The organism is Streptomyces actinomycinicus, assembly GCF_016741775.1.
Lineage (GTDB): Bacteria > Actinomycetota > Actinomycetes > Streptomycetales > Streptomycetaceae > Streptomyces > Streptomyces actinomycinicus.
This window is the reverse complement of record NZ_JAERRK010000003.1, coordinates 319,817-332,665: the sequence shown is the minus strand read 5'-3', so window position 1 is coordinate 332,665 and position 12,849 is coordinate 319,817. Positions and strand designations below refer to the sequence as shown.

Here is a 12,849-nt window from a genome sequence, read left to right as displayed (position 1 = left end):
GTTCGGGTGGCATTCGGGCATGAACGGACTTCGGGCGGGGCTTCGGTCTCAGGCCGGGGCCGGCCGACCGGGCCCGATGGCGGCCGACGGAGGACCCGGCACGCGATACGGCAAGGAGAGGAGACCCGGCGTACGACAGAGGGGCTCGCACCTGGGTCGGTACGAGCCCGTACGACAGAGGGACCCGCACCTGGGTCGGTACGAGCCTGTACGACAGAGGGGCTCGCACCTGGGTCGGTACGAGCCCGTACGACAGAGGGGCCCGTACCTTCGTCGGCACGAGCCCCTTCTCGCGGCTGCTCAGGACGCTCAGGCCACGAGTGCACCCTCCTTGTCCACCACCGCGGGCTCCTCGCCGCCGGCGCCCTCCACATGCTGGGCCGGCCGCTTCGGCAGGGCGAACATCAGCAGGAAGATCACGCCCATGATCCCGGCGACGTACCACAGCGCGTGCTGGAAGGCGTGCACGAACGCCGGGCCGATCTGGACCGAGGTCAGCCGGTCCCCGATCTCCCCGAAGAACACGACCGACACGAGCCCCAGACCGAGCGCGTTGCCCATCTGCTGCACGGTGTTGATCAGCCCGGACGCCGAGCCGGCGTGCTCGCGCGGCACCTCCGAAAGCACCGCGTCGGTCAGCGGGGCGACGATCAGTCCCATGCCGACGCCCATCACCACGAGCGGCAGGGCCATCTGCCAGGAGGCGATGCCGAGGCCGTACCGGTGGGCCTCCCACAGGTAGAGCAGCACACCCGCGCCCATCACCAGGGCACCCGCCTGAAGCACCTTGCGGCCGAACCGCGGGACCAGCTTCTGCACCGACAGCCCGGCAGCCGTGGACACCGCGAGGGAGAACGGCACGCCGGTCAGGCCGGCCCGCAGCGGGCGCCAGCCCAGGCCGATCTGCATGTACAGCGTCCAGACCAGGAAGAAGATGCCGAGCGCGACACCGAAGACCGTCTGCACGGCGATACCCGCGGCGAAGCTCTTCACCTTGAACAGCGACAGCTCCACCAGCGGCGAGCCGTCCCGGGCGGCCTTGCGCCGCTCGTACGCCACCAGCACCACGAAGACACCGAGGGCGCCCGCCATCGAGACGTACCCCCACAGCGGCCAGCCCAGCTCGCGCCCGCGGGTGAGCGGGTAGAGCAGCATCAGCAGGCCCAGCGAGACCAGGGCGACGCCGACGAGGTCCAGCTTCAGCGCCTTCGGGGCGCGGGACTCGGTGATGAAGCGGCGGCCGAGGAGGAAGGAGACGACACCGACCGGCAGGTTGATGAGGAAGATCGGACGCCATTCCAGGCCGAACAGGTTCCACTCCGTCAGCAGCGCGCCGAGCAGCGGACCCGAGACCGCGCCGAGGCCGACGATCGCACCGAAGAGACCGAACACCTTGCCGCGCTCGTGGGCGGGGAAAGTGGCGTGCACGATCGACAGCACCTGCGGGACCATCATCGCCGCCATGCCGCCCTGCAGGATGCGCGAGGCGACCAGCATCTCCGGGTTCGCGGCGAAGCCGCACAGGGCGGAGGCGAGGGTGAAGCCGCCGATGCCGATGAGGAACACCCGCTTGCGGCCGTGGATGTCGCCGAGCCGGCCGCCGGTGATCAGGCCGGCGGCGAAGGCGAGGGCGTAGCCGGCGGTTATCCACTGGATCTGGCTGACCGAGGCGTGCGCGGTCCGCTCGATGGACGGAATGGCGATGTTGACGATCGTCACGTCGACCAGGTCCATGAAGGCGGCGGTCATGACGATGGCGAGGGCGAACCAGCGGGTGCGATCGGAGACGTTCGGTGTCATGAGAACAAGGTAGGACCTCATTAGGTCAGATCATGTCCTACTTCTGCGGCATCCTCCTCTCTATGACGACCGACACTCCGGCACGGCTGCTGCAGCTCCTCTCCCTCCTCCAGACGCCCCGCGAGTGGCCCGGCGGCGAGCTGGCCGAGCGGCTTCGGGTGTCCCGCCGCACCGTGCGCCGGGACATCGACCGGCTGCGCGAGCTGGGCTACCCGGTGCAGGCCACCAAGGGGTCCGACGGCGGGTACCGGCTGGTCGCGGGCAAGGCGATGCCGCCGCTGGTGCTGGACGACGAGGAGGCGGTGGCCATCGCGGTGGGCCTGCGGGCCGGCGCCGGGCACGCCCTGGAGGGCGTGGACGAGGCGTCCGTACGGGCCCTGGCCAAGCTGGAGCAGGTGCTGCCGTCCCGGCTGCGCCACCGCGTGTCCACGCTGCAGGCCGCGACCACGCCGCTGACCAGTGGTGACGGACCGAGCATCGCCCCCGAGACGCTGACCGTGATGGCGTCGACGGTCGCGGGACACGAGCGGCTGCGGTTCGCCTACCGCGACAAGGACGGCAGCGCGTCCCGCCGGCTCACGGAACCGCACCGGCTGGTGTCGACCGGGCAGCGCTGGTACCTGGTCGCCTACGACCTCGACCGGACGGACTGGCGCACCTTCCGGGTGGACCGTGTGAGCGAGCCGCACGCGACCGGAGTCCGTTTCACCCCCCGGGAGTTGCCGACCGGCAGCGCCGCCGAGTACCTACGGCAGTCCATCCACCGGCGCCAGGACACCTACGCCTTCGAGGTGCGGTTCGCCGCACCGGCGGGCCAGGTTGCCGCACGCGTGCCGGGATGGCTCGGAACCCCCGAGGCCGACGGCACGGACGCCTGTGTCCTGCGGGGCACCACCGGTGGCCCCATGGAGTGGCTGACGGTGCGGCTGGCCATGGCGGGGTGTGAGTTCGAGGTCCGGAAGCCCGCGGAACTGGCGGAATTCGTCCGCGAGTTGGGCGGCCGGCTGGCACGGGCCGGGGGCGGCGAGGGCCGTCTCGGCTAGCGTTCCGCCACCGCGTCGCGCCAGGCCGATCAATGCGGCCCCATGGCCCCCACGGCCCCGACGGCCCCCACGGCCCCGATCGCTGGGCCCGATGAGGCGGCCTGAGAGGCAAGGCCCGATGAGGCGGCTCGATGAGGCGGCCCAGGGACAGTCCGGCGGATCATGTTCAGTGCAGGAGTTCTTGGGCTCGGCGAGCCACCTCGTCCGACGTCAGATCTTCCAGATGAGTGAGGAAGACCCAGACGTGCCCGTAGGGGTCCCGCAGGATGGACGTGCGATCGCCGTGGAACTGGTCGGCCGGTGGCTGCAGCAGTTCGGCACCGGCCGCGACGGCCCGGTCCGCGAGAGCATCGACGTCATCGACGAAGACGTGCAGACCCACGGTGGTGCCGCCGATGGTGGTCGGTGCGCTGAAGAGGGGTGCTTCGGCGTCGCCGAGCATGATGGTGGCCCCCTGCACGCTGACCTCGGCGTGCAGGACGCGTCCGTCCGGGCCGTCGATGCGGAACAGCTCTTTGGCACCGAAGGCCTTGACGTAGAAGTCGATCGCGGCCGCGGCGCCGTCGATCATGATGTGGGCGATCACGGCGTTGCGGTAGGTCTCGGGAACGGTGGTCGTGGCCATGCCGGGTGCCTCCTCGGTTGACTGCTGCCGATGACCATGAAGGTAGGACCTCAACCAAACTTCAGGTCAACGGCTGATCACCAGGAGGCCGAACGGACCGCTGTTCGAAGCCACAGGCGGGGGATGGTGGGCTGCTCGATCCGGCGGCGGCGCAGGTTGCGGCGGTTGCGGCGGTTGCGGCGGTTGCGGCGGTTGCGGCGGTTGCGGCGGGAAGCGTACGCCTTGTCGCCACCGAGGTGGTCGGGCCGAACGTGCGGGTGGCGCGCGGGTGGCGGCCGGTGATGCGGCCGGCTCGACTGGCCCCGCCCCGTGTCAGTCGAATGTCCCCGCCCCATGGCCATGCCGACGACCAGAGGCCACGGTGATCACAGGATCCGCCGGACAGGTTTAGCCCTCCTCCCCCCACGTGAACCCCCGCAGCGCCGCGAGATGACGCAGTGCCAGGGCCGCCGGTCCGTCCGGTCCCGTCGGCGGGGCCTCGGTAGCGGCCCAGGTCTCCACGGCCACCCGGACGGCGGCGCCGGCCACCGCGGCGGCGAACCGGAGACCGGGGGGAACCGGCGCCTCGCCGGCCGTTGCGGGCCTGCGCGCCGCCAGGATCTCCGCCAGCGCCCCCTCCGACGCCTGGCACACCTCCGCCCAGACCTTGCGCAGAGCCGTGCTGGTGTCGGCCAGACGGATCAGGGTGCGGACCCATTCCCAGGAGGCGGCGGAGACGGCGGCTCCCGGGGTGAGGGTGTGGCGGACGGCGTGCTCCAGTGCCTCCGGGGCGGTGAGGTGGGCCGGGGCCGCGCGGACCGCCTCCGCCCAGCGCTGGGCACCGGCCGCGTAGAGGGGGGCCACCGACTCCTCCTTGGTGGCGAAATAGCGGTAGAACGTGCGCGGCGCGATGCCGGCCGCCTGGGCGATGTCCTCGGCGCGGGTCGCCCGCAGGCCCTGCTGGACGAAGAGCGCTGCCGCCGCCCGCGCGATCTCCATCCGGGTCTCGGCCTTCCGGCGTTCCGTGAGGCTGGGCTGCGCGGAGGCGGAAAACGGCTGGTGGGCGGCGTTGCGGGCGGTGCTCATCCCGGCAGGCTATGCCCGTGTGGCAGAATCTGCCATCCGGCGGTCCACCCCGGGGTTCAGGTACGGGGTGGGCCGCCGCTCCAGCATGGTCCGCCTGCCGCGCACCCGCTCTCCACGCTCCGGGCTGCGCGCCCGAGACCCGTCCGCCTGCGCGCCCGAGGTCCGTCCGGCTGCGCACACGAGCCGTCGGCCTGCACACGGCGGCGACCCCGCTGCCTGCGTCCGTCGGCCGGTCCGCCCGCGCACACCAGGCCACCTGCCTGCGCACACGCAAGAGCCGGGCTCCGGCGCCCGGGGGGGGTGGGCGCCGAAGCCCGGCTCGGGGAACGTCCCGGCGCCGGGGGGGGGGATTGCGGCGGGACGTGGCTTGCGTGGGGGTCGGCCGAGGTCGGCCGGGGTGCTGTGCGGGCGGATGCGGGTGGGGAGTGCGGTACCCGGGGCTGCTGTTCCTGGGCTCGGAAGGGTTGTTCCCGCGGGCCCTCCGGTTGAAGCGACGGGACTACGCCATGTTTGCGCCGTCTTTCGCCACCCGGCGTGCGCACCGTGCAAGGCTCCCCACGCCTCGCGCGCCACCCCGCCGTACGCCCGTTACGGCAGCCCCGGTGCGTCCGTCATGGCACCGCGTACACCAAGCACGGCACCCTGGTGCACCCGGTACGTCCGTCACGGCACCGCGTACCCCAAGCACGGCGCCCTGGTGCACCCGTTACGCCGCCGCGTCGAAGCCGGTGCTGCGGGCCAGCTTCTTCAGTTCGAGGAGGGCGTGCTTCTCGATCTGGCGGATGCGCTCGCGGGTCAGGCCGTGCTCCTTGCCGACCTCGGTCAGGGTGCGCTCGCGGCCGTCCTCGATGCCGTACCGCATCTTGATGATGGAGGCCGTGCGCTGGTCCAGGCGGCCGATCAGGTCGTCCAGCTCCTCGCTGCGGAGCAGGGTGAGGACCGACTGCTCGGGCGAGACCGCGGAGGTGTCCTCCAGCAGGTCGCCGAACTGGGTCTCGCCCTCGTCGTCCACCGACATGTTCAGCGAGACCGGGTCGCGGGCCCAGTCGAGGACGTCGGTGACGCGCTCCGGTGTCGAACCCAGCTCCGCGGCGATCTCGGCCGGCTCCGGGTCGCGGCCGTTCTCGCGGTTGAACTCGCGCTGGATACGGCGGATGCGGCCCAGCTCCTCCACCAGGTGGACGGGGAGCCGAATGGTGCGGGACTGGTCGGCGATGGAGCGGGTGATGGCCTGACGGATCCACCAAGTGGCGTACGTCGAGAACTTGAAGCCCTTGCGGTAGTCGAACTTCTCGACGGCGCGCACCAGGCCGGCGTTGCCCTCCTGGATCAGGTCGAGGAGGGGCAGGCCGCTGCGCGGGTAGCGCCGGGCGACGGCGACGACCAGGCGGAGGTTGGAGCGGATGAAGACGTCCTTGGCGCGCTCACCGGCAGCGACCAAGGCCTCCAGCTCCTCGCGGGAGGCGTCCGACGCGGACTCCTCCTCGCCGTCGAGCACCTGCCTCGCGAAGACACCCGCCTCGATGGTCTGGGACAGCTCGACCTCCTTGGCGGCGTCGAGCAGTGGCGTACGCGCGATCTCGTCGAGGTACATGCCGACCAGGTCGCGGTCTGCGATCTCGCCGCCATGAGCGCGAACACTGCTTGCCGAGTCGGCCGTCTCGCCGGTGGCGGACTGACGACGGGCGACGGCACGGGTTGCCATGCGTGCTCCCTTGCGTTGGTGGGCTGGCGGGTGGTCCTGGTGAACGCCGGGCACTGAGATGACTGTCTCGGGGACTCTCTCCGAGTGCCCTGCATCCGTGGGGAACAACGACTGGAAACCGGACAGAATTCCCAACCCGCCCCCCGATTTTTCTGATCATGCAGTACCCTGTCGGCCCCGCAACATGGCGTGAAACCGCCGGAACGTACTGAGGCGCAGGTCAGGCCGTGGGCCGAGGGGACCTCGACGCCCTCGCGGCGATCTCCCGCCACTGCGTTCGCGAGACGGCCATCACCGTCGACAGCGCGACCTTCACCCCGGAGGAGCAGCGTCCTCGACTGCTCTCCCACCCGGAAGACGGGCGGCACCGGCCAATGGTTGCCAGGGAGCGGGAGTCCCGGCGAAATCCGGGGTGCGCCAGGCCGGCCGGAGCCGGCGTGCCGGGGAGGCTCAGCCGAACTGCACCGACCTTTTCGCCATGCCCATCCAGAACCCGTCGATCACGGACCGCTGCGCATCCAGTTCACCGCCCGCCTCGGCCGCACCCATGGTGACGAAGAGCGGGGCGAAGTGTTCGGTGCGCGGGTGGGCGTAACGGCCGGCCGGAGCCTTGGCCAGGAAGTCGAGCAGGGCGTCCCAGTCGCGGGCTTCGAGGGCCCGCCGGCCCCAGTCGTCGAACTCGGCCGACCAGCTCGGCACGCCGGGGCCGGTGTGGCGCAGGGCGGCGAGGTTGTGGGTGAAGAAGCCGGAGCCGACGATCAGCACGCCCTCGTCGCGCAGCGGGGCGAGCTTGCGGCCGATGTCCATCAGGCGGACCGGGTCGAGGGTGGGCAGGGAGACCTGGAGGACGGGGATGTCGGCCGCCGGGAACATCTCGACGAGGGGGACGTAGGCGCCGTGGTCCAGGCCGCGGCCGGGGATGTCCTGGACGGGGGTGCCGGGGGCGCGCAGCAGCTTGCGGACGGATTCGGCGAGCGCGGGTGCCCCGGGGGCTGCGTACCGCACCCGGTAGTAGTGCTCGGGGAAGCCCCAGAAGTCGTACACGAGGGGGACGGTCTCCACCGCGCCGAGGGCGAGCGGGGCCTCCTCCCAGTGGGCGGAGACCATGAGGATCGCCTCGGGGCGGGGCAGGGTGGCGGACCAGGCGGCGAGCTGGCCGGGCCAGACCGGGTCGTCGGCGAGCGGCGGGGCGCCGTGACTGAGGTACAGGGCGGGCATGCGTTCCTGGGCGGTGGCGGACATCGCGGCGGCTCCCTGCGTCTCCAGATGCTTTAACTCTCAAGTTCAAGGGGAACTGTACGCCCGACTTGTTCAAGTTTCAAGGAGCTGCCTCGTACAGTGGGAGCATGAACACGGCACCGGACCCCGCCGCCGCACAGCACCGCTGGCTCACGGACGAGGAACAGCGCGTCTGGCGCGCCTACCTGCACGCCACCACCCTCCTGGAGGACCACCTCGACCGGCAGCTGCAGCGCGACGCGGGCATGCCGCACATCTACTACGGCCTGCTCGTCGGCCTCGCCGAGGCACCGCGCCGCCGGCTGCGGATGACCGAGCTGGCGATGCAGGCGAAGATCACCCGCTCCCGGCTCTCGCACGCGATCGCCCGGCTGGAGAAGAACGGCTGGGTGCGCCGGGAGGACTGCCCCTCCGACAAGCGCGGCCAGTTCGCGGTGCTCACCGACGAGGGCCACGAGGTGCTGCGGCGCACCGCGCCCGGCCATGTGACCGCCGTACGGCAGGCCCTGTTCGAGCGGCTGAGCCCGGAACAGCAGAAGGCCCTCGGCGAGATCATGGAGATCGTCGCCGAGGGCCTCCAGCCCGACGAGGCGGGCGCGGACCTGCCCTGGCTCCGCTGACGGCCCGAGGCCAGCGGAGCCGCCGGACGAAGTGGCCCCGCCGAACTCAGCGGACCGCCGGACTCGGTGGCCCCGCCGGACTCGATGCACCGCCGAACTCAGCGGACCGCCGGACTCGATGTGCCGCCGGACTCAGTGGGCCACCACCGGCACCGGCAGCTCGTCCTCGACGCCCTCGCCCGCACCCGAGGCCACCGTGGTGGAACCGGGACGGCCGGCGTTGACGAAGGTGAACGCGATCAGGGAGGCGAGGCCCAGGATGCCGACGGCGAACCAGATAGCCGCGGTGTAGCCGTGCACCAGGCCCTGCAGCTGGACGAGCTTCTGCTGCGGCTTGGCGGTGGCACGGGCGATGTGGTCCCGGACGTAGGACGTCGTCGCCGAGGAGGCGATCGTGTTCAGCAGGGCGGTGCCGATCGCGCCGCCCACCTGCTGCGAGGTGTTGACCATCGCGGAGGCGACACCGGCGTCCCGCGGCTCGACGCCCATGGTGGCCAGGGACATGGCCGGCATGAACGCCGTACCCATGCCGAGGCCGAGCAGCAGCATCGCCGGCAGCAGCAGGGCGGTGTACGAGGAGTCGACCGCCAGCTGGGTCAGCAGCAGCATGCCGAGGCCGGCGACCAGGAAGCCGGGGCCCATCAGCAGCCGGGCCGGGACCCGGGTCATCAGCCGGGTGCCGATCTGGGTGGAGCCGGTGATCATGCCCGCGATCATCGGGAGGAACGCGAAGCCGGTCTTGACCGGGGAGTACCCCTTCACGACCTGGAGGTAGTAGGTCAGGAAGAGGAACAGACCGAACATGCCGATGATCGCGAGGCCGAGGGAGAGGTAGATGCCACCGCGGTTGCGGTCGGTCACCACGCGCAGCGGCAGCAGCGGCGTCCTGACCCGGGACTCGACGACCACGAAGGCCAGCAGCAGCACCACCGACGCCACGAACATCGACACCGTGACGGCGTCGCTCCAGCCGTCGGACTCGGCACGGGTGAAGCCGTAGACGAGGGCGACCAGGCCCAGGGTGGAGAGGATCACGCCGGGGATGTCGAGCGGGGAGCGGTTGCGACCGCCCTCCGGCTCACGGACGACGAAGTAGGCACCGAGCGCGGCGACGACGGCGAACGGGATGTTCACGAAGAAGGTCCAGCGCCAGTCCAGGTACTCGGTGAGGAAACCGCCGAGGATCAGGCCGACGGCACCGCCGCCGCCCGCGATGGCGCCGTAGATGCCGAACGCCTTGGCACGCTCCTTGGCGTCGGTGAACATCACCGCGAGCAGGGACAGCGCGGCCGGGGCGAGCAGGGCGCCGAAGACGCCCTGGAGGGCACGGGCGCCGAACATAATCGGGCCGGAGGTGGCGGCACCACCGAGCGCGGAGGCCGCGGCGAAGCCGGCCAGGCCGAGGACGAACGCACGCTTACGGCCCCACAGGTCCGCGATGCGGCCGCCGAACAGGAGCAGACCACCGAAGGCGAGGGCGTAGGCCGTGACGACCCACTGCCGGTTGCCGTCGGATATGCCGAGGTCGGTCTGGGCGGAGGGCAGGGCGATGTTCACGATGGTGGCGTCCAGGACGACCATCAGCTGGGCGAGCGCGATGAAGACGAGCGCTTTCCAGCGGTTGGCGTCGCCGGCCGGGGCGACGGCGCCGGGAGCCTTGCGGGCTGTTTCGGACATGGAGATACCCACTTCGGGACTTCAGGACTTCGGGACGGAAGACGGGGTGACGGGGTGACGGGGTGACGGAAAAGACTGTGTGGTGGAAAAGAGCGAAAAAACGCAGCAAAGAGGGAAAGAACGGCCCTGCAACCCGCGCTACTTGACGGGCTCGCCAGGTGAAGGACTGGAGACGGGAGCCGAACTCATCGGCCGGGGGCGACCGGTCAGGTACTCGTCCGCCGGAGGTGATCGTTCAGGAGGTGCGCAGCTCCTTGATGTTCACGGCCCGGCCCGGCAGGGCGGAGCGGGCGGGGGCCCGCAGGCCGTCGAGGAACAGCTGCAGATGACGGTGGACGAACCGGTCGCCGAGGACACAGTCCGTGCCGGCCGGGGGCCGGCTCAGCTGCGCCACGACGATCAGCACATCGCCCACACCGACGTCCGGCCGGAGCTGGCCGGCCGCCTCGGCCCGCCCCATGATCTCCTCGACCAGCCGCTCGATGCGGCCGTGGGAGGCTTCCAGGTCGGGGTGGTGCTGGTCGAAGGTGCTCGACACCATGGGGCACAGCGCGCTGATCCGCTCGTCGGCGGCGGCGTGCACGAAGCGCTCCAGGGCGGCGAAGGCGTCCCCGGTCTCGGCGAGGGCCAGCTCGGCCGCCTCGGCCGTGCGGTCCATCACGGAGCACACGACCTCGCGGACGAGGGCGTCCCGGTCGGGAAAGTTGCGGTACACCGTGGCGTTGCCGACGCCGGCCCGGCGGGCGATCTCGTCGAGCGGCACGTCCGGCCCGTGCTCGACGAACATCTCGCGGGCGGCGGTGACGATCCGCTCCCTGTTGCGCAGGGCATCGGCGCGGGGCCGGGGCGCCTTGCGCACGGCGGGGGCGGTGGTGGCCGACACGGTGGACTCCTTGATGAGTTGGGACGACGAGGTAAGAGGCTTGAGGGTGACGATCCGGGGACCAGGTCCCCGTTTCACTCGGACGCTGGGTTAAACGGGGAAAGCGTCCCCGGTTATTTCCCCGCCTTCCGGGAAATCACTGTGACCTGAGCCACACTCATCCTGGGTCGGGATTCACCCCCGTGCGGACCCTCATTCCCACGATCGGTCTCCTCCAGCGCGCGCCCGCCACCCCATCCACACAGGGTGATCGCAAGGGTGCAGCCGGAGATCGGCGGCTGCCGTGGAGCGAAGGGTCCCTGCATGCAGCCGCAGCCGCCGCGCCACCGCATTCGCCCACGGCACCGCACCGGTCCGCGTCACCGCGTACGCCCACGCAGCCGCATACGCCCGCGCCGGGTGGCCTCCCTCGCCGTCGTGACCGCTCTGACCCTCGCGGTCAGCACCTCGGCCGGGACCGGACGCCCCCCGGCGCCCACCGCCGCCGGGCCGATCGGCCTGGCCCGCTCCTCCGCCCTCGTACCGTGCCTGCTGCACAGTGGTCTCGACGTGCAGATGACCGAGGGCCTGCCCACCCCGGCCGGCTACTCCCGCTCCACGGGCACGGTCCACGCCCTGACCCTGATGGTCGACTTCCCCGACGCGCCCGGCCAGGGCAGCGCCATGGACCGCTTCCACGAGTTCTTCCCGCAGACCCAGGAGTGGTTCCACACGGCGTCCTACGGCCGTCTCGACTACCACCCCGAGACCCCGGTCACCTCCTGGCTGCGCATGCCGAAACGGTTCCGGGACTACGGCATAGAGCGCGGTGCCCCCTTCGACCCCGGCTACCGGCGCCTGGTGCAGGACCTCGTGGCCGCCGCCGACCCGACGGTCGACTTCCGCGACTACGACCTGCTCAACGTGCTCGTCACCCCGAACGCCGGCCCCTCCGCCCTCGACACCGTGCTGTCCGTGACCTTCGCCGGCAACGACGACGCCCCCGTCGCCGACGGCATCCGCATATCCAACGCGTCCTTCGTCTACTCCCGGCAGGACGACGGCTCCGGCTCCTACACCCAGACCGGCTACCGGGTGCTGCCGCACGAGAACGGCCACACCTTCGGCCTGCCCGACCTCTATACCCAGGAGGGCGGGGGCGCGGTCGGGCACTGGGACATCATGAGCGAGGACTGGGGGGCCAACAACGACCTGCTGGGCTGGCACAAGTGGAAGCTGGGCTGGCTGGACGGCAACCAGGTCGGCTGCGCGGCGGCACCCGGCCGCGCCGAGTACACCCTGTCCCCGCTGTACAAGAAGGGCGGCGGCAAGCTGCTGCTGGTCCCGGTCACCGGGCGCAGCACCTACGCCATGGAGGTACGGGCCCAGGGCGGCAACGACGAGGCGGTGTGCCGGCCGGGCCTCCTCATCTACAAGGTCGACGCCATGGTGGACACCGGCCGCGGACCGGTCACCGTCTACGACAGCCACCGCGGCAGCGGCGGCTGCACCCGCAGCCCCAACGTCCACGCCGAACTCTCGGACGCCCCCTTCACAACGGGCGAGAGCTTCAAGGATCCGGGCCACGGCATCACGGTCGAGGTGCTGGACACGGACCCCGACGGGAACTACCGGATACGGATCACCCGGGCGTGAACGGAACCGAAGGCCGACACCGGCGAGCAGCGCTCACACGCCTGGCCCGGGCACCGCGCACGACGCCACCGGCCACCATCCACACACCCCGAACCGGGCACAACGCCACCGGCCATCCTCCGCACACCCCGAACCGGACACAACGCCACCGGCCACCCTCCGCGCACCCGAACCGGGCACAACGCCACGGGACCGGACGGGCAGGGCGATCGCCGCGCTGAACATCTCCACGCACCCGGCCCGCCGCACGCTGACCGAGTGCGTCGATGACCTGCTCCCCGCCTTGCGCAAGACCGCCGACGACATCCAGACCGACCTGCACACCGCATCCCGCTTCACCCGAACCCCCCTGACCTGACCCCGGGACCCCGCCCCGCCCACGCCCTGATCCGGTACCCTGTGGACCGAGCGCCCACCAGGACGCCCACCCATGCCTTCGTAGCTCAGGGGATAGAGCACCGCTCTCCTAAAGCGGGTGTCGCAGGTTCGAATCCTGCCGGGGGCACAGACAGAAGGGCCAGCTCAGGAGGGTTTCCCTCCCAGGCTGGCCCTTAGCC

General features: G+C 71.3%; 10 protein-coding genes and 1 tRNA gene. 4 read left to right on the top strand and 7 right to left on the bottom strand.

Annotation, left to right across the window (positions count from 1 at the left end; genetic code table 11):
- Positions 1 to 309: 309 nt before the first annotated feature.
- Complete coding sequence (locus JK359_RS08525; protein ID WP_201833552.1) at positions 310 to 1,821, bottom strand: MFS transporter; 1,512 nt, start codon at positions 1,819 to 1,821, stop codon at positions 310 to 312.
- A gap of 41 nt (positions 1,822 to 1,862) precedes the next feature.
- On the opposite strand from JK359_RS08525, the gene JK359_RS08520 reads away from it, so the two are divergent.
- A complete protein-coding gene (locus tag JK359_RS08520) occupies positions 1,863 to 2,843 on the top strand; it encodes a helix-turn-helix transcriptional regulator (RefSeq protein ID WP_201833550.1) in 981 nt (326 codons plus the stop codon).
- 166 nt (positions 2,844 to 3,009) lie between these two features.
- Here the strand turns inward: JK359_RS08520 and JK359_RS08515 are convergent, their stop codons facing one another.
- The 4 genes from JK359_RS08515 to JK359_RS08500 form a co-directional block, all read right to left on the bottom strand.
- Complete coding sequence (locus JK359_RS08515) at positions 3,010 to 3,468, bottom strand: VOC family protein (protein ID WP_201833547.1); 459 nt, start codon at positions 3,466 to 3,468, stop codon at positions 3,010 to 3,012.
- 387 nt (positions 3,469 to 3,855) lie between these two features.
- Positions 3,856 to 4,446, bottom strand: coding sequence for a TetR/AcrR family transcriptional regulator (locus tag JK359_RS08510; RefSeq protein ID WP_201833982.1), 591 nt, complete (start codon positions 4,444 to 4,446; stop codon positions 3,856 to 3,858).
- Positions 4,447 to 5,239: 793 nt separating this feature from the next.
- Positions 5,240 to 6,238, bottom strand: a complete 999-nt coding sequence (locus JK359_RS08505) for a sigma-70 family RNA polymerase sigma factor (protein WP_201833545.1) — start codon at positions 6,236 to 6,238, stop codon at positions 5,240 to 5,242.
- Positions 6,239 to 6,688: 450 nt separating this feature from the next.
- A complete protein-coding gene (locus tag JK359_RS08500) occupies positions 6,689 to 7,480 on the bottom strand; it encodes a dioxygenase family protein (RefSeq protein ID WP_201833543.1) in 792 nt (263 codons plus the stop codon).
- Between the two features lie 104 nt (positions 7,481 to 7,584).
- Between JK359_RS08500 and JK359_RS08495 the strand changes: the two genes are divergently transcribed.
- Positions 7,585 to 8,097 (top strand): MarR family winged helix-turn-helix transcriptional regulator, encoded by a 513-nt coding sequence (locus tag JK359_RS08495; protein WP_201833541.1) that lies wholly within the window; start codon positions 7,585 to 7,587, stop codon positions 8,095 to 8,097.
- A 132-nt stretch (positions 8,098 to 8,229) separates the two neighbouring features.
- Here JK359_RS08495 and JK359_RS08490 read toward each other — a convergent pair whose 3' ends face one another.
- Together JK359_RS08490 and JK359_RS08485 are read right to left on the bottom strand one after the other, a co-directional pair.
- Complete coding sequence (locus tag JK359_RS08490; protein WP_201833539.1) at positions 8,230 to 9,774, bottom strand: MFS transporter; 1,545 nt, start codon at positions 9,772 to 9,774, stop codon at positions 8,230 to 8,232.
- A gap of 235 nt (positions 9,775 to 10,009) precedes the next feature.
- Complete coding sequence (locus JK359_RS08485; protein ID WP_201833538.1) at positions 10,010 to 10,657, bottom strand: TetR/AcrR family transcriptional regulator; 648 nt, start codon at positions 10,655 to 10,657, stop codon at positions 10,010 to 10,012.
- A 303-nt stretch (positions 10,658 to 10,960) separates the two neighbouring features.
- Between JK359_RS08485 and JK359_RS08480 the strand changes: the two genes are divergently transcribed.
- Positions 10,961 to 12,292 (top strand): M6 family metalloprotease domain-containing protein, encoded by a 1,332-nt coding sequence (locus tag JK359_RS08480; protein ID WP_201833536.1) that lies wholly within the window; start codon positions 10,961 to 10,963, stop codon positions 12,290 to 12,292.
- 432 nt (positions 12,293 to 12,724) lie between these two features.
- Positions 12,725 to 12,797 (top strand) — tRNA-Arg (locus JK359_RS08475).
- Positions 12,798 to 12,849: the final 52 nt, after the last annotated feature.

Bases quoted from the DNA above. Each gene is read 5' to 3' on its own strand.
- JK359_RS08525 (WP_201833552.1), bottom strand. From the start codon at position 1,821: ATGAGGTCCTACCTTGTTCTCATGACACCGAACGTCTCCGATCGCACC.
- JK359_RS08520 (WP_201833550.1), top strand. From the start codon at position 1,863: ATGACGACCGACACTCCGGCACGGCTGCTGCAGCTCCTCTCCCTCCTC.
- JK359_RS08515 (WP_201833547.1), bottom strand. From the start codon at position 3,468: ATGGCCACGACCACCGTTCCCGAGACCTACCGCAACGCCGTGATCGCC.
- JK359_RS08510 (WP_201833982.1), bottom strand. From the start codon at position 4,446: ATGGAGATCGCGCGGGCGGCGGCAGCGCTCTTCGTCCAGCAGGGCCTG.
- JK359_RS08505 (WP_201833545.1), bottom strand. From the start codon at position 6,238: ATGGCAACCCGTGCCGTCGCCCGTCGTCAGTCCGCCACCGGCGAGACG.
- JK359_RS08500 (WP_201833543.1), bottom strand. From the start codon at position 7,480: ATGTCCGCCACCGCCCAGGAACGCATGCCCGCCCTGTACCTCAGTCAC.
- JK359_RS08495 (WP_201833541.1), top strand. From the start codon at position 7,585: ATGAACACGGCACCGGACCCCGCCGCCGCACAGCACCGCTGGCTCACG.
- JK359_RS08490 (WP_201833539.1), bottom strand. From the start codon at position 9,774: ATGTCCGAAACAGCCCGCAAGGCTCCCGGCGCCGTCGCCCCGGCCGGC.
- JK359_RS08480 (WP_201833536.1), top strand. From the start codon at position 10,961: ATGCAGCCGCAGCCGCCGCGCCACCGCATTCGCCCACGGCACCGCACC.